The following is a 23,058-nucleotide window of genomic DNA, read 5'->3' as shown; positions in this document are numbered from 1 at the left end:
GCAACACCCTGTCCCACATCAGGTGTCGGCTCTGCCTGCGACTGATCCCCGGCGCCCGCCTCGCCGGGGGGGGGATCACCCGCTTTCGCGGGGATCTTCGATCTGAACAACGTGGCACATAGAGCCGCATCCGTATCAGATCGAAGGGGATGCCAAACTTGGCGTTCCAGCCCTGCGGTGGACCGAAGGCGACGATCTTGGTAATGTGGAATCGCTGATCGAGGTCAGCACGGCGAATCTCTTTTCCCTCATTCCGCAGGCCGCAGATGCGCGATACGATTTCGCAACCCGAACCTTCCGATCTGGTGAAGGCAAGCCCCTCTCTTCTTGGGATCTGGATGAATGGGCATCTTCCGCCAGAGGAAGTGGAAAGGCGCGCCTTGGGAGCAATACGGTTAAAAGAGGCGTTCTCCTCAATACCCTGGCACGCGCGGAAAGCGGCGAGCGACCCGGATTACTGGAACAGGCTCTACGCCAGCAGCGTGAACTGGTAACCAACGGCGGCCTGCGCGACATCTTCTATCAACGCCAGTTGAACCTTGAAGCGGCCGCCGCGACCGAGGAAATCCACCGCATCATGCCGCGCCTGCGGGCAGAGCTTGACCGTCTCGACCTGAAGCGGGCATCGAACCCAATCACCGCCCCTGCACAAAGTTTAGCGCGCCCTGCCCTACATCCTCGGCGCCACGCGGAAGCATGGCGCCGAGGATCGCAGATACTGCCCGGTTCGTCATGATGCCCGCTTCAGGTCCGACAGAATGACCGCTGCGTGCGCTTTCCATCGCGGCCAGCAAGTCGCTCCCTGCGCCCTGTCTCGTCAGAAGATCAGCCAGTTCAGCTTTCGCGTCGGCAGAGGTGCGCTTTACCGCCGTTTTGCTTGCCCCAAGTGCCGTTGCAATAGCATCCTTGGCCCATGCGACCGGCTTTCCTTGTCGCATGAGGCTGGGGCTAATCGCTTCATCCAAGGCCTCGTTGGCCACGCCGCGCGCGAATGTGGCGCTATTCCTTGCCGTGCGAGAGCGCAGTTCCAAAGCGCGATAAGCCTTTGTGATGGAATCCTTGAGCGGTTGCCACCCATCGCCAAGCAATGCCTTCATCTTCGACTGGGACGCCGGAGAGCCGAGTTGTCGAAGCGCCTCCATCGCCTGGCGTGGCTCAATCGAATGGTCCGAGATGACGGCCCGAACGTTTGCAAGCTTCTCATCAATGAAGGATCTTGCTCCGCGTTTCATCGCAGCAATCTCGGCCTGAGAGGCATCCTTCACCGCGTCGAAGATCTCTTCCCGGGTGGTCGATGGGGAAAAGATCTTCATGCCGAGATCGAGCGCGTTCTTCTCGCTGATCGCATCGGACGCTATGTCTAGCGCCTTGCCGTATTCGGGAACAGCTTCCTTCACTGCGCCACGAAGATCCTTGGACAGCCCACCAATCGCCCGCCCAAGCGCCGTGGTGCCGCCAAGCTTGCCCTGCCCATCTGCTGCTGCGGCGACATCGTTCAACGCCCGCGTGATGTAATCGAGTTGCCGAACATCCGGCATCCGCATGAATGTGACCGCGCCATCATCGCCGATCTGGGCCATGATCTGCGCGCTTTGCAGTCCCTCGATCGACATCAATTCGTTGGCGCGCCGGATGGCGGAATCCGGGACGCGCTTCAGAAGATCCTCAATGCGGAGCCCGGCCTCACTGGCATAGTCGATGGGTGCGGCGTAGGCTCGCTTATATGCGGAATCCCTGGCTTTTGCTGTCCCGCTCCGAATGGAATCGGATAGACCCCGGGGGCCAAGTTTAACCCATCCATCAGCCTCTCTGGGAACACCCGCCTGCTTTGCGGCAAATTCAGGGTTGTAGGGAACGATCTCCGCACCTCGGGCAGCGCCGGGTCTGCCGAGAGAGTCATCCAGCGCCCCGGTCAGATCGCGCGCAGCCTCCGTGGCTCGACCAGTGATCCGATCATGCGCGACACGCGCGGCGCGGCCTGGGGATTGCATAGCCACATCAAGGGCGCCAGCGGCGGCAGGGCTGGCGTCTGCCATCATGGCATGAGGACCGGCATCATCAAGATAGGACCGGATAGCGGTCGGATCATCCACGCCGAGGGTTTCCGACAGGGCGCGGGCCGTTTCCGGCTTGATCCCATATTTCTTGGCGATCTCGATCGCCATGCGGCTATTGCCAAAGGATTCTTTGACTGACCGGACGGCTTTGCCTGCGGCGTGACCGGCGACAGGGATCGCCCCGCCAAGAATGGCCCCTGCCCCCGCGCCAATCGCGCCAGATCCGGCACGATCCGCCACGCCGCCTTCCCCTTCCATAAAACCCTGTGTTGCACCCGCACCAACGCCCATCAGTGCGCCCCTTCCCGCCACCCCGGCCAGCGATGGCGCCTTTGCTGCCACGCCGACACCTGCGGCAGCCGGGATCAGACCGCCCGCAAGATCGGCGGAGAGGCGGCCCATCGTGGACATGTTGTCTTCGTTCGCCCGGAAGCGGCCAAGCTCCCCCTCATAGGTTCGTCCCGGCAACATGGAATAGGCGGCCGCATTGGCCTCATCTCCGACAATGCCGAGGGTTGCACTCTCACCAGCGCGGTTCAGCCAAGTGCCCAGACTCTCGCCATAAGATTGGACTCCATCATCGGGATCGCCGATCACATTGTCATATAGGACTTGACCGATACCCCGTGCCGGTGGCGGCGGGTTCACGGTCATGTCCGACAGTCTGGCAAGACCATCGGTCATAGCGGCGGATTGCGCGGCGGGCTCCGCTGTCACCGCGTCAGCGCCTGGCGCGGGCGAGATCACCTCATCCTTTTCCCACCACCGATCCTCGGATGCTGTCGCGGGTCCTACAATCGGATCGTTCAGCCACCATTGATCTTCGCCAGCCATTACGGCTTCCTCCTGCGGTTCCCCTCGGGGTCGATGTATTCAGCCCCCGGCGGAAGGGCGTCGTAATCGGTGCGGCTGCCGATCTGGACCGGGCCCGGTGCTGGCGCCGAGCCAACGGGTGCGCCGGGGACAGCGCCGAATCCGAATTCAGCCGAATTCGGATATGCGGCGGCTTTTTCCATGATAGAGGAATAGATCCGGTCAAGGCGATCCAGATTATAGAGCAACTGATCCCTGCTTTGCGACTGTGCCAAACTACCCATAACGGCCTGAAGCGTGGCAAGCTCGCGCTCTGTGATGGATCCGAGTGCGCCGCCAGTTGGGCTGGCTTCTCGCATCTGCTGCAACCTGTCGAATCCGACATTGGCCTGAATCGTGAGGATGGTCTGTTGCAGATCGTGGGCGCCGGTTCCGCCGATGTTCGACAACAAGCTGCCTGCGGCACCTGTTACCGGCATAATCCCGCCATTCGCCACCTGCTCTTTTGCCCGGCCAATGTCTTCTCTGACAATCTCAGCCGATGTCATGGCCTGATCCGCTCGCATCGCCCCCTTATCGTTCGCCGCAGCAATTGCCTGCGCCGCAGGACTGCCGGGAACAGGTGCCGCCATAGGAAGCCCTTGAGGATCGAGCTTTATCTTACCCGTTTCAGGATCCACGATATAGGCATAGTCGGTGCTGAGTTTGCCAAGCCCCGGTGCCCCGTCACCCACATTGACCGTGGTCGCCCCAGCACGCCTCGATTGCAGCCCCCATTCGTTGAACGAAACCGGCTCTCTCCCTGCTTCGATCTCCTGTTGAGCGTAGAATTGGTAATTTCGCTGATCCGTGGTCGGGTCAACCGTATCCACATGCCCAGGGATGGGTATCACCCCTGCGGCCGGATTGCTTGGATCAGCCCACATATGTCCGGCCGGGGCTCCTTTCGTTGCATCGGAAACTCCGGGGTTTCTCAGTCTTTCCAGTTCGAGTTGTGCAGTTTCAAGCTTGATCGCATCCATGGGGTTGGAGGGCGTCATCATCCGATCGAGCATTTGAGCGGCCAGGGATTTCTGCTCATTTGTCGCATTCGGGTTGTTCATCACACCGAGAAGCTGCATCGCCCGCTCTCGATCCACCCCCGCCCCTGCCCCGGGCGCAGACGCGGGCGCACCAGGTCCAGAAGCCGCCACGGCGGCACCGCCCCCGGCAGATCCCGCCCCGGCCCCGTAAGCATCATTGAACTTGCCAAGCCAGAGATTGGCGAATTGCCCCGCAGTCATGTTGGGATCACCGCCGTTCAGCCGGACAGCATCAACACCGACAACGGAAGATGCGAGAGCATCGGGATTCGCCAAAAGCTTAGACGCCCCGCCCGCGCCCTGCTGATGCGCGAGATATAGCTCTGCGGCGGTAGGCTCTCGTCCAAGCGCGCGCCGGAGGGTGTTTGCATTGTCAACCGCGAGGCGGGCGGCGGCATCCGTTGCCTGCGCAGGGTCGAAACGATCAGAAAGCCCATATGTCGACGCCGTACTGTCGATGAACTGAAAGAGTCCGCCCGCGCTGGAATTCGGATTCTTCGCATTGGGGTCCATGCCGCTTTCAATGTGCGCGGTCAGCGCAAGATATCCCGGCGGCAGCCCATATTGCTGTTCCACGGCGGCAAAGGGGTTTTCCCCGTTCCATGATATCGACCCGCGGCTTTGAGTCACTCCACCGCCACCGATTCCTGCTGGCATCATGGAGTTCAGCAAGGTGTCGGAGATGCTGCTTGCCTCTGCCGCCCGCGTTTCATCGCGCTTTCTCGTTGCCTTTTTGCCAATCGCTGCCCCGGCGATTGGGGTCAGGAAGGCCGCAAGCGGACTTCCCGAACCGCCGGACGAAGCCATGGCCTGCGCGAGAAGCTGCATTGTAAAGTCGTGCTGATCATCAGTCATTTTCGACTTCTGGGCCGGGTCTTGCGGGGCGGGAATAGGGTTTGCGGCCCCTGCCCCCTGGCCGAACTTCGCCATTTCAGTTCACCTCCGCGCCCGAAATCTCCCGCTCCAGGAGTGCGATTCTCATCAGCGCCGCCTTCAGGCCTGCGGTCAGGACGCCGAGGTGGTCGATGAAGGCGATATGCGTGCCGTCGCCCAAACCCGTCAGGTCCCGGAAATCCTCGGCCATGGGCCCGAGGTGATTTTCGGTCCCGAAGCCTTCGGGCGCCGACTCCGGCCTGTAGGACCACAGATGCACCGGCATCTGCATGATGGTGGCGGCGGCCGCATCAAGATCGACCTCGGGCCCCACATCCTTCGCGGTGCGGGTGCTCTTTCCGGCGGTGAGCAAAGCGCCACCGAGCGAGCCGAGTGTGCCGAGGGTCGAGTTTCTGGATTGCTGGTCGGCGTAATATTGGTTCAGGTCGCTCTGATATTGCTGATTGACCAGACCGCTGTAGTCGACACTTGCGGCCTGGCCGCTGGCGACGTTGGATGGCGGATTGTAGCTGCCGGTCATCGCCGCCATGAGTTCCGAGATGGCGCTTTGGCGCTCCGCGCTGTCGAGGGCAAAGAGCCGCGATTGCTCCGTCGATGCGGCTTGCGTGGCACCCAGGGTCAGGTTTTGCAGCGCGTCGTTCACGCCTTGCTGCTGCGTATTGTAGGCGTCCGTGAAGGCCTCGGCCCCGACAGGTATGCCGCGCGCCTGAAGGTTCGAGAGCAGGCGGTTGTTTTCCTGCTCGAACTGCGGCGCCATCCTGGCGTATCCGGTATCGTAGATCTGCTGCGCCAGCGCCGAGGTGTCCTGTGCTGTCGCGGCTTCCGGCAGGTTGTTCACGATATCCGAAACCTGGCTGACCAGGCTGACCGAGGTCGGCTGCAGGATTTCCCGGATCGCCGTCTCCCACGGCGATTCGACGGTCGTTACGGCGGACTGATACCCCTCGGGCGCCACGCCCTGCACGAAATTGCCGTTGGCATCGGTATATCCGTATCGCGTGCCGCTCCCTGCGGGGGAGTAGGTATCGAGGCGGTTGACCTGCGCCTCTGCCGAAGCCGTTTCATACGGATCCGGCGCCGCGGGCGCGCTGCTGCTTCCCTTGCCCATATCCCAACCACCTGCATCTGCCTCTGAACTGCTGAAGCACTATCAGCGGGGAGCCGTCCCGTGCGGCGAAGGGAATGATCGCCTGGCGCTCGAACCCCAGCTTGGTCGCAAGGTTCAGGGATAGAAGGTTGGTCATCGGAACCAGAACCGTGATGGCCTCGCAGCCAAGCTGCACAAAGGGGAAATGGAAGAGCGCGAACAGCGTCCGCCGATCCGCCCAGGCCGAGCCCGGTAGCGCCGCGATGGACACCTCGCAATGAAGACCGTTCCACCGCTCATAGGTCACGCCCGCGACCAGATCACCATCCTTGATGACGCCAAGCGCCCGGGTGTCGCTCTCCGGTCGGTAACCAGGAATGCGGCCTGCGATCCATGCCGCAACCTCGGCATCCGCGCCGTAAAGCACGTTTCCGAGGCGCCTCAGCCGATTCCCGCCTGAAGGCTCACGATTTCCGCCCATTGCGCGGTAACCTCCATGGTGATCTGGAAAACCGATCCGGTCACATCCTGCGCGATCAGATCCGACAGGGTGACGGTCGCCCCCGGCTCTTCCGGTCTGATCCTGACAACCTGCGTTGCCTCGGCAATGTCTGCGGGGGTGTCGTTGAAATCGGAAAGCACCCGGATCGTCACGTCCAGCGGCGCCGATGCCCTGATGGTGGGCTTGACGAAGCGGACGGTTCGGGACGGCCCGCCCGCGCTGAACCACGAGCTTTCCCACCGCGCGGTCACGGGCTGATCCGGGTTTTCCCGGCTGAACCGCGCCAGCCTGCCGTCCAGCCCGGTTCCCTCAAGCCGCCCGCCAAGATTGTGCAGGTCGCGCACCGGCCAGCTTGCGGTGGACCATGATCTGGATTTCGTCCAGTAGATCAGTTGCCGCGCCTGTAATGTCGTGGAGTTCGAGCCGGAGATCACGATGCAGGAACCATCGTCGTTCACGGCCATGGTCCAGGAATACCCGCCCTCCTCGATCCAGTCGCGCACGAGGTTCGCGATGGGGATGGATATATCGCTGACCAGGGCCATGACGGAGGTGCTGATCGACTGGCGCACCGATACGACGCCATGGGGCGTCAACATCCACACGTCAGATCCGATCTGAGCAAAGGCCCGGGGCGAGACGGGACATGCCGCCTCGACCCGCGCGGACAGGCTCCAACCCGTGGCATCGCCCGGGTCCAAGCCCTCGTATATGATGATCTGGCCTGTCGAGGTGAAGACCGCCAGCGCGTCATTGACGTTGTTCGCGCCGTCGAGGGTGAGCGAAAGCATCGCCACGATGCTGCCCTTGATGTTCCCGAGGCGCGACATCGGGAACCGCTTCAACTCCCCGGTTATCGCGCCCACGTCGCCGTAGTAGACGTCAGCCGTCGACCGGCTGTCCCAAGCGAAAACCCTGTCGTGGTGAACCACGACGCCATCCAGCCTTTCGGCCGATACGCCCGCATTGGTTTCGAATTCCGAGATGGAGAAGGCCAGGCCGTTGTATTGGACCGGCCGGGATATCCCGTCGAAGATCAGCAGGTTGTCGGAGATCTTCGCCGCGGAGACACTGGCCGAGAACGTGCGGCTGATCTTGTGGTTGCCACAGACCGCCTGATCGGGCCTGATCTCCACATATTTCGAATAACCGGCGGCATCGAAGGGGATCCGGCGCAGGATCGGCGCGTGAAGCCCGATCCAGTTGATGCCCGGGACGGTGCGCAGCGCCACGCCCGTCGACATGAGGTTCTCAAGTGCTGCGGCATAGACGCCGTTGACGATTCCCGACCGCGCCTCCACGAACAAGCCGCTGGTCGGCAGCGGGATGTTCGTGATCTGGACGGATTTCTGGGATGCCATCTGGCGGCGTTCCCGCTTTGCTCTCTGGCGGCGCATGGTCAGGACACCAGCCATCTGCCGTCGCCGAGCGGCGCCACCGCGGCGCTGCCGCAATCCACCCCGAGGCGGAAGGCCCGCCCCCCGCCCGCGTCGGCGGCAACCTTGGCCTCAATCTCGGCCTCATATTCCGCGGCGATCTCCGCATAATCGAGACCGAGCGCGCGGCGCAGGCGGAACGTCATGCCGAGCGAAAGCGGATGATCGTCCTCGAAGGCGGGAAGATCGTCGTCGGCCGTGAATTGGGGGCGGCGGACCTGCGGCAGCGGGGCAATGCCCGAGGTGACCGAGATGCGGCGCAGCTCCTCGAAGGTCTCGGGCCCCCAGACGGCGATATCGTATCCCGGTGGCGCGTCATATTCGCCCTGGTTCTCGACCGTGGGCGCAACGGGCGCGGCAAGGTCGATATGACCGTCGCGCGGAACGAAGGGTGCGGTGCAGATCGGTGGTGTCTGGCTGGCGTCGTAATCCCCGGCCTTGATCCCGGACACCACCGGATAGCGGGAGATGTATTCGATGGTGACCAGTTCCATGGCGGCAGGCACCGGCTCGAACCAGATCAGATTGTTCCTGATCCGCCAGCCCATCGAGGCGGGCGCCGCCGCGCCGCCGTGCAGCCAGTTGGCCCAGGACCTCGGATTGGCCGGGCCGATCAACCCGAGCGGCCAGCCGCCGCGATGCTCGGTATCCGGTATCACGCGCAGGAAATCGGGCGGAAGCGGATAGGCGTATCGGCGAGGCACGAGGGTAAAGGCCCATGTGGATTGGAATTCGCTGGTGCCCACGGTCCCGGTCTTGGCCAGGAATTCGCGCATCGTGTCGGAGGCGGCGCGGCGAAGGATCTTGGAGACCTTGTTATCGGTGTCGAACAGCTTTTCGGGAGCGGGCGCCGTGGCGTCCCGCTCCGCTGCTTCTTGCGCGATCTCAAGGATTGTGCGCGCCATCGTGCGACTTACTTCCCGCGCTTCCCGCGCGTGATGCCGAGCGGATCATCGTTCGCGGGCGCAGGGTCGTTCAGATCGTCGGAGCCGCTGACAAGGCCGCCGGTGAACAACTCCTCACCCTGACCCGCGTCGAAGCTGTCGCCCTCGATCGGCACGGCACCGGCCGCCGCGACCAGCGCATTCTGTGCGATCATGCCCGGCACGGCCTGCGCGCCCGCCCCCATGGCCTTCATCGCGTCGATCTGCGCCTGAAGCTGGATCGCGCGCTGTTCGGCCGCGATCCGCGCCGTCTCGGCCGCCACCGCCTTCTGCTCCAGCGCAGTTTCGCGCACGGCTGCCTCGGTCAGATCGGCGTTCTCGGTCTTGCGCTCCAGCCAGAGCGTGGCAACGCGCCAGGCGGCGTGAACGTCGATCCCCATCATCTGGACACGTTCCGAGGGCAGCGAAACCAGATCCTCGATCGAGCGGATATTGTGGATCAGCAGGAGGCCGATCTGCGCCTGACTGATGCCGGGCAGTTCCGCAATCGGCGTGCCCGAGGTGGGCACCTCGCCCGTGGCCTTGAACTGGGCGAACTGTTGCGGATACTCGCGCATGGCCTGCGCCTCGGAAATGAAGCGGGTCGCGACGGTCTTGCTGTCGCCCTTCGGCATCTTGGCGATGCAGAGCTTGGTGACATAGCCGCCGTTCTTGGCCGGGTCGGGGTCCGTCACCCGCAGTTGCAGGTAGAAAAACTGGATGTGAAGCCCGCCCGAACCGGCGACCGGCGCCATGTCATGGCTGAGGTCGGAGCCGGTCAGGTTCGGCGCGAAGGACGATCCCGCAAGGCTGGCGGGCGAGAAGGAAGACATTGCGGGATGCACAGGGGCGCCTCCTTGAGGGGTTTGCGATGGGATAGGAGGGGGCCCGACCTTCACCGGGCCCCCTCGTGTCAGTGGGTCAGGACCGCGTTCAGCATGCGGTTGTTGCAGATCCAGTTCCCCATGCCCGCGATGACAACCGTGTCCGAATCCTCGGTGAGGGGGCGGCGCGGGCCGCCCAGGACAACATTGTTGCGCTTCTTGTGCATGATGATCTCGATGGTATCGAGGTTCAGGAACCGCATGGCGCCCGCCTCGGCAAAACCACCCATGCCACCATCGGCCACGACCGGAACCATCTCGAACATGATGTTCTGGAAGCCCGCCGACGCCAGGTTCTTGTCCATGAACCGCTGCTGTGCCTGCAGGCCGCCCGAGAAGGTGGCGTAGTAGCTGTTGTCCGACACGATCAGGTTCGGCTTGTCCGTGCCGCGCGACGTGCGCAGGTAGAGTTCCAGCATCGAGGCGTAGATGTTGGAGGTCAGCGGCGCGGCGCCCAGGATGGAACGCTGATTGTCCCACCAGACCGAAACGCCGGAGTTGATGCCGCCATAGGTGGCACCCGGGGTTTCGCCGACCATCAGCTTCAGGCCGCCGAATTCCTTGCCGCCCGCGCCGGTGCCGTCGCCGTGCGCGGATTGGTGCATCTGGTTCACGATGGTCTTTTCGGCGTGCTGGACGCGCGCCGCCATCATGTCGATGACCTGCTCTTCGCCATCGTTCATCAGCATCTCAAGGCCGGAGATGGAGACGCCGCAGGCGTATTGCTTCCACGGAATTTCGGCCGAGGTCAGCACTTCCTGACCCGCGATGTTCAGGGCCTCACGCCCGACATACCATTGGAAGTTGGCATTCTCGACCCCGACCATGATCGGGGTCGAGATCGTCCGACCGCCGCCGATCGTCTTTTGACGGCCACGCCGACGCATCTCGTGCATCAGGATGTTGTTCTTGGAGATGGCGTCAGCGGTCTTCTTCCGGCGGTGCGCCAGGGTCGCCGTCACCATTTCTCCCCAGTTCGGGTTCGCCATGATATCCTCACGTCATATCCCGCCCGGCTCGTCCGGCCGGATCAGCGCGCCTGCCTCAGGAAATGGGCAATGGTGCCGCGCAGATCCGCACCATCCGGTGGAGCGGAGTGACGGTCGGCACCTTGGCCAGAGCCGTCCAATTGTTTGCTGGCCGCCTGAGCCCGGGAAATCTTCCCGTTGGTCTCGGGGGCCGCTGGTGTCTGTGCAACCTGTGCCACAACCGGCGGCGGCGGTGCGGCGGGCGTGAACAGGCCGCGCATCTGGTCCTCGGCCTCGCGATAGAAGCGGTCGAGATCCTTGATGGTCACGGGATGACCCGTGCGCGCGCGCTCGTCGGTGGCGCGCTGCGCCACCTGCGGATGCAGGTTGTCCCAGAACGGCCGCTTGAGCGTGCCATCGGGGTTCTTTTCGGTCGCGAACGCCCCAAGCTGGTCCTGCGGCGACTGCACGTCAGGCCCGAACGGAAGGCGGCGACCCTGGGACTTGAGCGTGCGGTTCTCCTCGCGCAGCTTCTTGATCTCCTCATCCTCGAAGGGATCGGCCTCGGGCTTCGTCACCTTGAGGCCAAGGTGTTCCGCCGCCTTGATGATCACCGCCTCGGGATCGGACCCAAGCTGCGTTGCCGCCCAGGCCAGATACTGGTCCGGGTTCTTGTTGGCATATTGGTGCAGGCCCAGAAGGTTCGAGATCGCTTTGGCCGGGCCGCCCTCGCCCTGCGAGATCGCGTTCAGCACATCCTTGTTGCTGGCAAAAACCTCGTCCAGACCTTCGTATCCCGCCATCCGCTCGCGGATCTTGCCCGCGCGCTCGGGATCGATCCCTTCAAGCAGGGAATCCAGGTCGGATTTCGGCTCGGCAGGCGCGGGCGCGGCTTCCGTCTCCCCCGTTTCATCCTTTTCGGCGGGCGCGTCGGCTTTTTCCGGCGCGGCCTCGGCCTGCGCCGCCGCCGGTTCTTCGGCCTCCGGCGGGTCGGCATCCTTCCGCTTCGCCCCGGGCTGGTTGGCCTTGTCGATCAGCTTCAGCCCCTCGTCGGGGGAAATCGTGGTGATTTCCTGATCGGGCAGAGGATCGAGGTCGAAATCATCCGACGCTGGATCGGGATCGTCCGAGCCGGAGTGCATGGCCCTGCGCAGGACGGCGCGAAGCTCGTCCTGATCGTCATCGACCACGCCAAAATCGTCGTCACGTTCGATGTCGTCGTCGGTCTCGATATCAGCCATGGTCGTTCTCTCCGTTCTGGTCGGGTGTGATGGTGTGGCCAAGGGCGATCATCGCCTGCATCCCGGCATCGATCAGGGCGCCGTGAACCAGATGCCGGGCCCGGCGCGCGGCAGGCGGCGCCGTGCGGGTGTGGATGGCGCCGTCGACCGCCGTCATGATCTGTCCGCCCAGGCGATTGAACGCTTCGGCCAGGCGCTGCGCCTCGGGCGCATCGGTGATGATCGACAGAGGGATCAACTGCGGCCTGTCTTTGCTGTTCACGCGCTGATCTCCGTCACGTCGAAATCTCCATGCTGGTGATGTCGATCTCGCCCGCACCCCCGGTATCGGTCTGCCCGATCACGTCGACCGGCGGCCGGTTCAGCGGGTCCTCTTGCTGCGCGCGCTTGAAATCATGCACGAAATCCTCTTTCCACTGACGCTCTGTCGGGCCGGGATCGGGTTGGACGCCATCATCCCATTCGACCAGATCGTGACGGTCCATGAATTCGCGCTTGGACCGGCGGTCGCCGATGATCTCGGCGGTTTCGGTCAGCCCTGTGCGGAATTCATCGAAGCGCGGCGCCAATTGGGGGGCGGCAAGGTCGCGGTTTCGGCGCGGCGCCTCGGAACGGCAGTTGTGCGGCCAGGCGTCCAGCCGGTGCCAGCCGCCACAAACCCGGCAAAGCCGCTGGCGCCCGGCCCCCGCATCCTCGGGCTTCTGGCCGAAGATGCGGTCGTATTCACTGCCGAGGTCGGAGATGGCGAGGCTGGTCAATGTGATCCCCTGCCCGCACTGCGGCGCATTTCCCGGGTCAACCCCTCAACCCCGCCCTCGCGCTGTTCGGCAAGGGCAATGAAATCGCGCCAGTCGTCGGGCTCGGTCTCGATGAAGAACGGGGCCCCGGTGAAGGGATTGCTGATGACGATCGGCTGGCGCCCCAGATAGGCGTGGGCAATCATCATCCGCTCAAGAAGATGTTCCGGCTGGGCCGGGATCGACTGCGGCGAGGTGATCGACGTGCTGCACAGTAGGGCGGCGCGTTGGGTGATCATCATGGGTCAGGCCTCCTGAAGTCCAAGTTCGGCGGCGATCAGCGCCGACAGATCGCCGGGGGCGGGCAATCCCCGCGCCGAAAGCTGGTGTTTGGCCGTCGCGAGCAGCGCCGCCCGCGCGTTGGCGGATCTGGGGTCGATGCGCTCGCGCTCGAATTCGTCCAGCGCGGCCGAGACGACGCGGCGGACGATCTTGCGCACCGGGTCGGGCGCGCCCGGGATAGCGGCGATCTGCGGCACGATCTGCCAATCCTCGGCCAGAAGATCGGTTTGTGACGCAAGCCACGGCACCATGTCGCCCTGCGCCGTGCGCATGTAGATGTAGGGCAGCGTCATGAGGCTGCCCGGGTCGGGGCGCTGGACGGAAAGCCACATGCCCTTGCCGTTCCACCCAGCGCGGGAAACGCGATCACCGTTCTTGAGGGCGCGCAGGGCCATGGAGAAGTCGAGGTTCATACCGGAAAATCCTCGTCATCCTCGTCACCCTCGGTATCTCCGAAGTCATTCCCGATCTGCCTTTGGGCCCTGTAGCCGACCGGGCGCGGCGGGCGAGGATCGCGGGCGGCGCAGTGATCGCGCGCCACCTCCTCCGAGATCGGCCGCAGGGCATAGATCGACGCCGAGCCGTAGTATTCGGTCGCGTAATCCTCGCCTTCGGTCGGGATATCGATCCGCAGCATGAGGCCGCCTGCAATCTCCTCCTCTCGGGCGAGGCCGACTCGCTGCCGGTGGCCCATGAGTTCAAGGAGGATCCAGCCGAAATCGCGCGGGGTTTTGGGTTCGGTGCTGGACATGGGTCAGCCCTCACCATGGAGCCGTTCGCGCAGGAGGTAGCCCTCCAACCCCCAAACTTCCGCGATCGCCTGATCCCGGGCAATCTTTCTCCCCAGATCGAGATTGAAATTTTCGGGGTCTGCCGGTGCTGATTTGCCGATGACGGTGAAACCGTTGATCAGCGTGAGGACACAGATGGTGACGTGAGGCGCAGCGGAGGGATGCAGGTATTCCTCACTGTCGATGCGGGAGAGGATATGGTCGAGAGTGACCCGGTTCGTGGTCTTCGCAACAGCTGCGGCTTCCGCCTCGCCCTGTTGGTGTCTGGTCTCAGTCATATGCAAGGCTCCATGGCCGCTGTGTGTGTGCGAATCACATGCCACGCCCCGGCCCCGCCGTGCGGCGAGGCTGCGCGTTCAGACGGCGGCGACAGCCTGCCGCTCCGCTTCGGGCGGTTTCGGGCGCTCGCCACGGCGCCGAGGGTCCGTGCCCTTGTCGGCCGCATCCGCGATCAGATCGACGCCCTTGAGCCTGACCTCGTGGGCGCGCTCCTTGTCGGCGTCCGCCATCTCCATTTCCTTGAGAAGCTTGTCGGTCTCCGCGCGGATCTTGGCGACCGTGACCTGCGTCTCCTCGCGCGGCGGGCCCTGCGGTTCCTCGGGAAGCTGGTTGATCATCCCCTCAAGGGTGCGGGATTTCGGGAAGGACCGGATGCCGAACAGCAGGAGTTCCTTGACCGTCTTCATGTCGAACTGCCCGGAGCCCATCAGCGGCATGAGCTGCTGGACGAAGGTCGAGAAGGCCCCCAGGAATTCGATGCGGGCCTCTTTGTCGGCCTGCTCGTCGGCAAGGATCGTGGAATCGGTCTCGATGGTGAGGGTGATCTTGCGGCTGAAATCGTCCCGCAACCGATTGTGGACCATCTCCCAGGAGGTTTCGGGCACCCGGTCGAACTTCGGTTCCTGCGGCGGCGGCGGCAGGGGTCCGACCTGCTGCCCGGCCTGCTGCGCCTGTTGTGCGATGGCCTGCAAGGCCTGATAGGCCTGCATCTCCTGCGCGAAGACCATGCGGGCCTGCTCGATCTGCATCAGGCGCATATGCCGCTCGGCCTCGCTGATCGGCAGATCAAGGCCGCAGATCTCGGCGAGCCGCGCGGTGTCGAACATCTCAAGCATGATCTCGACCATGATCCGCAGCATGTCTCGCGCGAACACCGCCATATGGCGCTGGCGCACGGAAAGGCGCATCCCGGCATATCGCCCCTTCAACTGCTGCGCCGTGGCGGTTTCCTTGGGATCGCCCTGGGCGCGCATGATGTCGGACACGCCCGAATGCTCGAACATCGCCTGCTTTGAAGCCTCACGCATCATCGAGAGGGCATTGAGGCAATTCATGATCTGCTCCAGCGGCAGCCACTGGATCATGTTGGCCGTGCCTCCCTTTTCCATCAGGGAAATCCAGCTCTGCACCGGGATCAGCTGGTTCTTGCCCGAAAACAGCTGCTTGAAGGTGTCGGTTTCCGCTGCCGGAAACAGGCCTGCCACCGCGAGGGTTTCCAGCAGTTCCTTCATTTTCCGGGTCGCCTTATCGATCTCTCGGGCACGTTCGGCGTAATAGCTGATGTCCGGACGCGGCGTGAGGTTGTCGCCCCGGGTTGTGGAAAGGAGCGGCTTCGGCATGGGCCAGAAATGCTCAAGCTCAAGCGGATCGTCCTGCTTTTCGAGGATCACGCCTGGGCAATCGGGCGACCAGAAGACGATACGGCGCTCTTCCTTGACCCAGATCTCCCACACCGTGGCGACGGCAAAAGGGTTGAGGCTGATCTCTCCGGTCCGGTCCAGCGTCGATCCCATGCGGCCGGTGTCGCGCTCATCGTCCCCCGGCGCGCGCCCCTGCCCCGCCAGCCCGGGCGTCGTAAAGGCGAAATCATTGACGTGATCCGGGAACCGCTTCGCAATCCTGGATCGCGTCATCGGGGTCTCAAAGGCGATCCATGGCGTGGATTCGAAGCTGTGACCGGGGCAGAACAGGGCACGACGCCACTCCCAGGCCTTCGGGATCACCTCCTCGCTGGTCTTGACGGTTTCGGAGACCGGGATCCCGGTGGCGGGATCGATCATCGGCGCGCCTGTCGTCGGATCGACCACCGGCTGTTCGCCGAATTCCGCCTTGTAGAGCGCCCGGGCCACGCCGCGCCCGGCGATCAGCCAATCGTCCCGGGCCCGCTCCATGGTCTGGTCGAAGCAGGTGGTCGAAAGGATCCACTGCGCGATGCGCTGCCCCGCTTCGGCCGCCATCAAGTCGGTTTCGTCGGACCTGCCGTCGCCGCGCCAGCGCCGGGTGACGATGGGGGTTGGGGTTTCCGAGAAGACCAGCGGCTTGAGGACATCGATATTGGCATGGATGAAGCTGACATCATCGGTGATCAGGTTCATCTTGGGCGCCTCATCCGAGGATGTGACGCCCGGGTCCTGATCGGGGCCGAAATACAGGTTCTCGGCGTTCAATGCCTCCTGACGCCACCGCCGCTCGGAGGTCAGCGCGGCTTCGATCTGTGCCTTCCAGAAACCTGCGTTCTCCAGCGCGCCTTGCGCCTCGGCCTCAGGATCGCTTTCCGGCACCTCGAAGAGCGCGTTGCTCGGATCATAGGATGAAATATCCTGGTCCGCGGTGCCGACGCTGCCCGCTGGCACGATGTTGTTCCCGATCATACCTTTTCCCGGCGCTACCGATCCTCATGGCGCGACCATAGGTCATCCAGCGTATCCCCGTGCGGCGAGGGCGGCTTTCCGGGGTGCTGGCCCGCCACGATCCGATCGAGCGCGCGCCCGAACAGCGTTGCGGCGTCCACGGTATCGTCATGTCTGCCACCTGGGAATTGCAGTAGTTCCTTTTCGAACTCCTCAAGGTGTGGCAGCCAAGCGGCGGGGCATGTGTGGCGGTGTGGCAGAAACATCTTGCCCATGGCAGCCCATCCCAAGAGGGCCTGGGCGCGCGGGACTTTCTTCATGTCAGATACGATCTGGACGCGGCTCACGAAAACCCGGTGCTTCTGCATCATCGTCCGAATCATCGGGCCGACTGACTTGATGATCTGCCCTTGTTCCTCAAAGGCGCGGAGAGGCTTCCATTTTTTCACCAGCCGCAGCCAGTGCATGATCCATTCGTCAGATTGGGTGCGACCACGCCACATATCGAGCAGGTAGATATTATGCTCGCCATCAACCCCCCACACCATATGGACAGTGTAATCTGGATCGGTTGACTCGCCGTCTGCAGTGACTGCGTAATCAGAGGAGATGTAGGTTTCTAGGCGCGTCAGATCGACCTTGTTCAGATCAAAGCGGGTGACGTGATCGCGGGTGAAAAGAATACCCTCATCCGGGCTCGGGCGCTGTTGATAGAGGGCTGACCAGATGAACCCGCCCCGCATCTGGGCAACGCGGAACTTATCGGCAAACTCTTCAGGCCACATCGGTTCGCCTATCTTGCGCCCGAGCGGGTCATCATCGCGCTCGGCAATGGCAGGCAGACTGAGAACATACCATTTCTCGCCGGTCTCGCGGTCCTCATACCATCCTGTGCGACCATCGAATCCCAGGGGGAGAATGCGGCCTGCGGGATCATCTTCATGCCAGCGTGTCGTGACGATCAGCTGCTTTTTCCGGCCCTGCAGTGATGAAACGAGGTCAGCTTTATAGGTCTCCCAAGCCTCTTCCCGCATGTGAGGCGACAGCGCCATTTTTCGGCCTCTAATCAGGTCATCCATGATCAGCCAGGAAGCCGGGTTCCCGTGCGTTGACCCACCCATAAGACCAAAACCGTTATACTCGCCCCCCTCTGTCGTCGCCCACTGCGATTTTGCCTGGCTGTCCGTCGCCAACTGAGTGTCGAAAGGGAATTCCGGTGCGCGCAGCAGATTTCGCACAATCTTGCCTGTTTTCTCGGCATATTTTTGCGTGTGAACTGCCGACATGATGAACTCGCGAGGATAGATTCCCATGAGCCATGCAGGGAAAAGTTGGGTGCAAAGCGTGGATTTCGCCATACGGCGCGGCATGAAAACCATGCCGCGGTCGATCAGGTTATCCTCCATCGCCTGAAGAAATCGGCAGGTCAGCTTATGGTGTGGTTGCGGCATAAAGCCCGTCATACGCATGTAGAACGCGAGGAAGCTGGACCGCGCCCGCCGCTTGTCCAGTTCTTCCAGCAGCTCAAGCTCTTCCAGATCCTGCGGCCCGAGCATCCTCATGGCGTCACCGATCCGGCGCGATCAGATCCCGCATCATGCGCCGGGCCAGTATCCCGCGCGCACAACCTCTTCGGGTTCGCCGCTGTATTTCAGATCATCGGCGAGGACCTTGCGCATGAGCGAATTGAGATTGGCGCCATCGACACCGGCCGCCCGCGCGATGGCATAGGCGGATTCTCCGCGGCACCGGCGCTGGATCTGGTCGAGGATTTCAATGTCCCGGGCGCGGGGCACGTCGCGGATTGCTGGTTTGGCCATGATCCCGATTCCTCTGACTTCGCTCAGGGAATCGCACATCGGGGCCATGGTGTGCGGCGGCCCGGGTCAGCCGCCGGTGGAGGTCTCGACCGCCAGCCCCATCACCGCATGCGCCCGGTCGGGCGCCAGGCCGACCACGGCAAGGATGCGGCCAGGGATCGGCGCGTCCCAGACCTCCTCGCCATCATCGCCCATGGTGGCGGCCAGGATCTGCACGGCGGCCTGGGCGATGGCGGCGGCGGCCATGTCAGCGCCATAGGGCGGCTCTACCAGGACTGATACGGCATTGGTCACGAAGGCAGGGTGCACGGGGCCCGAGGCCACCGCATATCCACCGATGCGCTGGCCGCGCTCGAAGGTGTCGCCATCGGCCTCGGTATAGCCGATGCACCGCGCGAGTTGCCCCGCCTCGTAAAGCAGGGCCAGCGGCGCGGCGATGGTCACGTCGATCAGTCCGGTCATGGCGCCAGTCCCTCCCAATAGCTTCTGATTGCGGCCTCTTCGGCGGGCGAAAAGGCGCCCTGGCGAAGGATCACCCCGGCCTGGCGGGCTGCCAGCAGCGCATTGGCGGGGTCTGACACTGCGTCCACCGTCACCGCGCCGAGGTGATCGACCCAGGCGCGGCCGTAGGTGCCAGCGGGCAGCGACACCGGCAGGCTGTCGCCGCCGTCATCCCAGAGGTGCCAGACGTCCGGCACCCCCGGCTCAGTCACGTCATGGGGGCCGCGATTGTGCTGGAGCGGCGTGGCGGTCGCGCCAGCCTCGAATTGCAGCCCCGTGAGCCGATAGGTCACATCGACAACCGCGCCCGAGGTAAAGCCCAGGGTCACGACTGTTTGCGCGCTGGCGGCCGTGGCGTCGGTCAAGGCGCGCGTCAGCGTGACGGTTGTATCCTCGGCCGAGGTTGCGCCCACGGCCGATCCGCCGCCCGCAACCCAGACCCCCGAGGCATTGCGCTCCTCTATGTTGATGCGGATTCCGGGGATGGCGACCCCACCCGGGGCAGATCCGGCGATGACGCGGGCCGTCACCCGCGCCGTGAATACCTCGCCCGAAGCGGCGGGGGCATTGGAGTTGGAGATGATATAGGCGCCCGCATGTTGGGTCCCGGCAGCCAACCCCTGATACCTGACGTCGACGTAAGGCACCCCGTCCTCGACGCCGGTCGCGATCTTGGCCGCAGTGATGCCGTTGCTCGTGACCGCCTCGGGCCAATAGGCCGCATCGCCCACGGCCTGCGCCCCATTGGCGAGATTGCGCCGTCCGCCCCTCGGCCATCGCGACAGCGTCGGACGGGACAGGGCCACGGGCTGCGCCGCATCGACCGTGCCCGCAGCGCGGCGGGCAAGGCCCACGGGCTGGCCGGGGCCGGTCACCGGGACGCTGCCCGCCGCATCCTGGGCCAGCAGGTCGAGGCGGGCGGGGTCGATCCAGATGCCGGGGGTCGCGGGCCCGAACAGCGCGCCGGGGGTCCAGACGGGGGCCGCCCGCCGACCAAGCACGACACTGGTGAGGGAGAGACCGATCACCAGACCCCCACGATGTCGGTGGCATCGGTCCCCGTCGCCCAGACCCGCGTGACGCGCCCGGGCAGCGGAAGCCCGGCAACCATCGGCAGGGTGACCGGATCGTCGCTGTCGATCAGGCTCACCCGCACATTGCCGTCGCCCGTGCAGTAGAGCGCGCGGGGGATCTGATGCGGGGGCAGATCCTCGGTGTCGCTGGGGATGATGGCCGCGCCAGCACGAAACGGCGCGGTGTGCGAGGTACCCGGAAATTGATCATCCTGGCGCATGTTGGGCTCCCGATCTGTGCATCAAGGGGATCTTGCGCATGGATCGGGGGGAGGTGCGGCGGCCTGGCGCTATCTCATTCCTCATCCCGCTCCGAGTTGACAGAATCCCGCGCCCGCAACTCCGCAAGGCGCCGCTCGATCGCATCATCTGACATCTGCGCTGGAGGCGTATCGCCGGGAACGCCCTCGGCCTCTTCCTTCCTGAGAACCCATTCGGCAAGATCGACGTTGCCGGTCGCCGCATACAGATCCTTGAACCGGCGCGCGATCAGCAGATACAGGCCTGGCTTGGCATTCGGGTTATTCCGGTTCTTGGCAATCTCCCGCGTCCAGAAGGTTTGAAGCAGGATGCGGCCTTGAATGACGGCCTCGCGAAACTCCTCATGCGCCTGCGCCCAATTGCGCATGGTTTGCGGGGTGACGCCGATCTCAGCCATCCAGGCCTCGGGAAACTCGCCCTGCTGTGCCAGATCGCGCACCATCTGCGGATGCGTGTCAGGGTCGTATTTGCAGTTTCGAGACCTTTCGCCTGCCTGCTGCCCTATGACCATCAGAAATTCGCGCGCCTGCATATCCCTGCCCCGAAGTCACAACATCGCCGCGAGTCCGGTGGCGCTGACCTGAAACCCCTTTTCGGGCGCCGCCTCCACCCACCCTCGGGCATAGAGCAAGGCCAGCAGGTCGGCGGATTCATCCTCGCCGCAGGACAGCGCATCCCGCACCGCGCGCTGCGCCGATGAATAGCCGATGCGATCCCGAATAGCACACATGGCGCGGTATTCCCGCGGCGAAAGGCTGGCGTTGAGAATGCAGCGCGGCGCATAACCGCCGCCGGTTCTGGTGGCGAAATAGGCAAACCCTTCGACGGCGGCCATAGCGATCCGCTTGGTCGAGCCGATCAGCCAGCCGGTCTCCTGAAGCAGCCTCACCAGTTCGGCCAGCTCGTGCAGGCCCGGATTCGTGGCCCGGTCCTGTGCGACCAGGCCAACGTGATAGGTCACGAAATCCCGAGGCTTGGCGGTCGCGGCCCAGATGCGAAGATCCCGCGCCGAAGCGACCATGTTGGTGATTGCGATGGTCATCGGATTCCCCTCTCCCGCAGCCTTTCGATCGTCACAAGACCCTTTTCCACCAGCGCATCCCGCATCAGCGACGAGATCGCGCTGCCGGGCAGCGGCCTTGCACCATTGACCCAATCCGCGAAGAATTTCAGGCGATCCTCCGGCGAGGACGGCGGCTTGCTGGCCTTGGCGGGCGTGTCCCGCCCTGGCCTGACGGCAGCGGCGGATTTGCTCGCCTTGGCGGCTTGCGCCATCCAGCGATCAAGCGCCTTGGGCCCGTCCGGCGGATCGGGATGGCGCGCCCGGCTGGCCTTCGCCTCGGCCACGATCCGGTCAGGGGCGAGCGGCAGATCGAGCCAAGCCCGGGCGTGCTCCGAAAGCGACGGATCGGACCAGTAGGTCCCGACCTCGTGGGGCTGGATGCCGAGGGCGTGGCGGATGTCATCGAGCAGGCCCGCCGGGATCGGCGTCAGGCCTGGCGTCTCGGGGGGCGGATCCGGCGGTGGTTCCGGGGGCGGATCGGGCTCGGCGGGGCCTGCGGCAGCCTCTTCCGAAAAACCAGAGATCGCCTCGCGCGCACGCGCGCCCTCCTCCTCCTTCTTATCTATATCTATATCTTTATTCTCCCCCCCCGTTGGGATATGCGGTGGCATCGCGCTGGCCGGTGCGGTGGGGCTTGCGATGGCAGAAGCTATCCCCTTGTTTTCATGCGCTTTGGCTCCATTTTCGCGCTGTTTTTTCTCGTATCTTCTCAGTTTTTCCGCTTCTTTATCTGCGCGTTTATTCGAGATAATCCCGAGATTATCCTGAGATAATCTCAAGATCAGCTTTTTGCGGGCGATCAGGTCGGCGCGGATCTGGTTCCATTTGCGAACGCTGCACCCGAGATTCCCGGCGATGAAGTGGGGGTCATCGGGCAGATCCCCATCATGGAGATAGATAAGATCGAGGATGATCGAATAGGCGCCCTTGAGTTCGAGCGACCACCCGGTGGTGGCGTCGAGGAAATTCCGAGTGTAGCGGGGGTAGTAGGGTAGCGTCACGCCATACACTCCCCGTCATTGGCCTGGCAAAGCGCTCCCTCGGTTGACAGCGCCCAATCGCCCTGACGCTCCATGAATTCGCGCAGTTCCCGGCGGCTATAGCGGTCACTGAACTGATGGTTCCGGCGGCACTCGTGCGCCTCCCACCACGCATGGCGCAGCGGCATGTCGCGCGAGAGTGCGGACAGGAACGCCTCGGATTTCAGGAAGCATCCGTCGCAGTTTCCTCCCACGGTCTTGCCGTTGACCAAGGGCAGCGCGAGGTCGAAGGGCTGGCTGCGCCAGAACGAGGCGACCGCATGCTTCGACACGCCTGCGGCTCGCAAGGGGAACCATGGGGTGGACCTGTTGTCCGGATACGGGGAGCGGTGCTTTTCGTCGGCGCGGAACCCGATGGCGCTGGACCACGACCGCCAGCCAATGGAGCGGAGGTATCTCTTGGCCGTCAGCGTCTTGAGTTCGGCGCTGCACCATTTCTTGAACTGGTTCGGGAGAGCCTGCTTCTTGGCGATCAGGGCGTCAAACGGCTCGCCGTTCCTGCTGGCACCTTGGTAGCCGACCAACTCGAACAGCGGCTTTGCGGCTCGGTATTCGAGCCATGTGATCATGACGCCGAAGCGTCGCCCGACCTCGGCAACGAAATCCAGCGTCTGTGGCATCTCGCGGCCAGTGTTCTGAAAGCTGACAATCACGCCATCGCGCAGGCCGCCATTGGCCTCAAGGATCTGATGCAGCATGTAGGCGCTGGTGCGGCCGCCGCTGAATGCGATCTGCACATTGCCGTCGGGAAGGATGTAGGGGCTCGCCATCTACCGCGTCTCCCCTTCTCCGGGGGTGGTGAGGGCGCTACGGATGTGGGCAACGGCGTTGTTGATTTCGTCCCATGCCCGCTTGCCCAAGCCAAGGTTGGTCTCCCCAACGTTTGCCGCGATGGTAAGCCCTTCGAGCGGGA

26 protein-coding genes are annotated in these 23,058 nt (G+C 63.8%); 1 reads left to right on the top strand and 25 read right to left on the bottom strand.

What is annotated here, in order from left to right; genetic code table 11:
- The first annotated feature begins 118 nt into the window (after positions 1-118).
- Complete coding sequence (locus ABNX41_RS07495) at positions 119-736, top strand: hypothetical protein (RefSeq protein WP_438669228.1); 618 nt, start codon at positions 119-121, stop codon at positions 734-736.
- Here ABNX41_RS07495 and ABNX41_RS07490 read toward each other — a convergent pair.
- From ABNX41_RS07490 to ABNX41_RS07370, 25 genes are all read right to left on the bottom strand, one after another.
- The gene (locus tag ABNX41_RS07490) at positions 636-2,891 is read right to left on the bottom strand and encodes a hypothetical protein (protein WP_438669105.1); all 2,256 of its coding nucleotides are present in this window, start codon (positions 2,889-2,891) and stop codon (positions 636-638) included. The genes ABNX41_RS07495 and ABNX41_RS07490 overlap by 101 nt on opposite strands.
- The gene (locus ABNX41_RS07485; RefSeq protein WP_438669104.1) at positions 2,891-4,807 is read right to left on the bottom strand and encodes a transglycosylase SLT domain-containing protein; all 1,917 of its coding nucleotides are present in this window, start codon (positions 4,805-4,807) and stop codon (positions 2,891-2,893) included. The genes ABNX41_RS07490 and ABNX41_RS07485 overlap by 1 nt, the downstream gene beginning before the upstream one ends.
- 76 nt (positions 4,808-4,883) lie before the next feature.
- Positions 4,884-5,954, bottom strand: a complete 1,071-nt coding sequence (locus tag ABNX41_RS07480) for a hypothetical protein (protein WP_438669103.1) — start codon at positions 5,952-5,954, stop codon at positions 4,884-4,886.
- Entirely contained in the window at positions 5,908-6,360 is a 453-nt protein-coding gene (locus ABNX41_RS07475) for a hypothetical protein (RefSeq protein ID WP_438669102.1), read from the bottom strand. Before ABNX41_RS07475 ends, ABNX41_RS07480 begins: the two co-directional genes overlap by 47 nt.
- A gap of 14 nt (positions 6,361-6,374) precedes the next feature.
- Positions 6,375-7,796 (bottom strand): hypothetical protein, encoded by a 1,422-nt coding sequence (locus tag ABNX41_RS07470; RefSeq protein ID WP_438669101.1) that lies wholly within the window; start codon positions 7,794-7,796, stop codon positions 6,375-6,377.
- 38 nt (positions 7,797-7,834) lie between these two features.
- Positions 7,835-8,776: a phage adaptor protein gene (locus ABNX41_RS07465; RefSeq protein WP_438669100.1), complete on the bottom strand. Its 942-nt coding sequence runs from the start codon at positions 8,774-8,776 to the stop codon at positions 7,835-7,837.
- 8 nt (positions 8,777-8,784) lie between these two features.
- Positions 8,785-9,639: a hypothetical protein gene (locus ABNX41_RS07460; protein ID WP_438669099.1), complete on the bottom strand. Its 855-nt coding sequence runs from the start codon at positions 9,637-9,639 to the stop codon at positions 8,785-8,787.
- Positions 9,640-9,707: 68 nt separating this feature from the next.
- Positions 9,708-10,667, bottom strand: a complete 960-nt coding sequence (locus tag ABNX41_RS07455) for a phage major capsid protein (RefSeq protein WP_438669098.1) — start codon at positions 10,665-10,667, stop codon at positions 9,708-9,710.
- 41 nt (positions 10,668-10,708) lie between these two features.
- The gene (locus tag ABNX41_RS07450) at positions 10,709-11,887 is read right to left on the bottom strand and encodes a hypothetical protein (protein WP_438669097.1); all 1,179 of its coding nucleotides are present in this window, start codon (positions 11,885-11,887) and stop codon (positions 10,709-10,711) included.
- The gene (locus ABNX41_RS07445) at positions 11,880-12,149 is read right to left on the bottom strand and encodes a hypothetical protein (protein ID WP_438669096.1); all 270 of its coding nucleotides are present in this window, start codon (positions 12,147-12,149) and stop codon (positions 11,880-11,882) included. Before ABNX41_RS07445 ends, ABNX41_RS07450 begins: the two co-directional genes overlap by 8 nt.
- 13 nt (positions 12,150-12,162) lie before the next feature.
- Positions 12,163-12,645 (bottom strand): hypothetical protein, encoded by a 483-nt coding sequence (locus ABNX41_RS07440; protein WP_438669095.1) that lies wholly within the window; start codon positions 12,643-12,645, stop codon positions 12,163-12,165.
- Entirely contained in the window at positions 12,642-12,926 is a 285-nt protein-coding gene (locus ABNX41_RS07435) for a hypothetical protein (protein WP_438669094.1), read from the bottom strand. Before ABNX41_RS07435 ends, ABNX41_RS07440 begins: the two co-directional genes overlap by 4 nt.
- Positions 12,927-12,929: 3 nt before the next feature.
- On the bottom strand, positions 12,930-13,379 hold the full coding sequence (locus tag ABNX41_RS07430) for a DUF2829 domain-containing protein (protein ID WP_438669093.1): 450 nt from the start codon (positions 13,377-13,379) through the stop codon (positions 12,930-12,932).
- Positions 13,376-13,717, bottom strand: a complete 342-nt coding sequence (locus tag ABNX41_RS07425) for a hypothetical protein (protein ID WP_438669092.1) — start codon at positions 13,715-13,717, stop codon at positions 13,376-13,378. Before ABNX41_RS07425 ends, ABNX41_RS07430 begins: the two co-directional genes overlap by 4 nt.
- A 3-nt stretch (positions 13,718-13,720) precedes the next feature.
- Positions 13,721-14,035 carry a Gp49 family protein gene (locus ABNX41_RS07420; protein ID WP_438669091.1) on the bottom strand — a complete coding sequence of 105 codons (315 nt, stop codon included), beginning with the start codon at positions 14,033-14,035 and terminating at the stop codon, positions 13,721-13,723.
- A gap of 78 nt (positions 14,036-14,113) precedes the next feature.
- Positions 14,114-16,408, bottom strand: a complete 2,295-nt coding sequence (locus tag ABNX41_RS07415; protein WP_438669090.1) for a hypothetical protein — start codon at positions 16,406-16,408, stop codon at positions 14,114-14,116.
- A 14-nt stretch (positions 16,409-16,422) separates the two neighbouring features.
- The gene (locus tag ABNX41_RS07410; RefSeq protein ID WP_438669089.1) at positions 16,423-17,949 is read right to left on the bottom strand and encodes a hypothetical protein; all 1,527 of its coding nucleotides are present in this window, start codon (positions 17,947-17,949) and stop codon (positions 16,423-16,425) included.
- 33 nt (positions 17,950-17,982) lie between these two features.
- The gene (locus ABNX41_RS07405) at positions 17,983-18,207 is read right to left on the bottom strand and encodes a sigma factor-like helix-turn-helix DNA-binding protein (protein ID WP_438669088.1); all 225 of its coding nucleotides are present in this window, start codon (positions 18,205-18,207) and stop codon (positions 17,983-17,985) included.
- A gap of 66 nt (positions 18,208-18,273) precedes the next feature.
- Positions 18,274-18,669, bottom strand: coding sequence for a hypothetical protein (locus ABNX41_RS07400; protein ID WP_438669087.1), 396 nt, complete (start codon positions 18,667-18,669; stop codon positions 18,274-18,276).
- The gene (locus ABNX41_RS07395; protein ID WP_438669086.1) at positions 18,666-19,736 is read right to left on the bottom strand and encodes a hypothetical protein; all 1,071 of its coding nucleotides are present in this window, start codon (positions 19,734-19,736) and stop codon (positions 18,666-18,668) included. The genes ABNX41_RS07400 and ABNX41_RS07395 overlap by 4 nt, the downstream gene beginning before the upstream one ends.
- A complete protein-coding gene (locus ABNX41_RS07390; RefSeq protein ID WP_438669085.1) occupies positions 19,733-20,002 on the bottom strand; it encodes a spike base protein, RCAP_Rcc01079 family in 270 nt (89 codons plus the stop codon). Before ABNX41_RS07390 ends, ABNX41_RS07395 begins: the two co-directional genes overlap by 4 nt.
- Before the next feature lie 74 nt (positions 20,003-20,076).
- Positions 20,077-20,574 (bottom strand): hypothetical protein, encoded by a 498-nt coding sequence (locus ABNX41_RS07385; RefSeq protein ID WP_438669084.1) that lies wholly within the window; start codon positions 20,572-20,574, stop codon positions 20,077-20,079.
- Positions 20,575-20,589: 15 nt separating this feature from the next.
- The gene (locus ABNX41_RS07380) at positions 20,590-21,084 is read right to left on the bottom strand and encodes a hypothetical protein (RefSeq protein ID WP_438669083.1); all 495 of its coding nucleotides are present in this window, start codon (positions 21,082-21,084) and stop codon (positions 20,590-20,592) included.
- Positions 21,081-22,106, bottom strand: a complete 1,026-nt coding sequence (locus ABNX41_RS07375; protein WP_438669082.1) for a DUF1376 domain-containing protein — start codon at positions 22,104-22,106, stop codon at positions 21,081-21,083. Before ABNX41_RS07375 ends, ABNX41_RS07380 begins: the two co-directional genes overlap by 4 nt.
- Positions 22,103-22,915, bottom strand: a complete 813-nt coding sequence (locus ABNX41_RS07370; RefSeq protein ID WP_438669081.1) for an adenine nucleotide alpha hydrolase family protein — start codon at positions 22,913-22,915, stop codon at positions 22,103-22,105. Before ABNX41_RS07370 ends, ABNX41_RS07375 begins: the two co-directional genes overlap by 4 nt.
- Between the last annotated feature and the right edge of the window lie 143 nt (positions 22,916-23,058).

The sequence above is a fragment of the Pseudogemmobacter sonorensis genome (genome assembly GCF_042762395.1).
In the GTDB taxonomy this organism is placed as follows: domain Bacteria; phylum Pseudomonadota; class Alphaproteobacteria; order Rhodobacterales; family Rhodobacteraceae; genus Pseudogemmobacter; species Pseudogemmobacter sonorensis.
The sequence above is the reverse complement of the archived record's forward strand: the minus strand, read 5'-3'. Positions and strand labels throughout refer to the sequence as shown.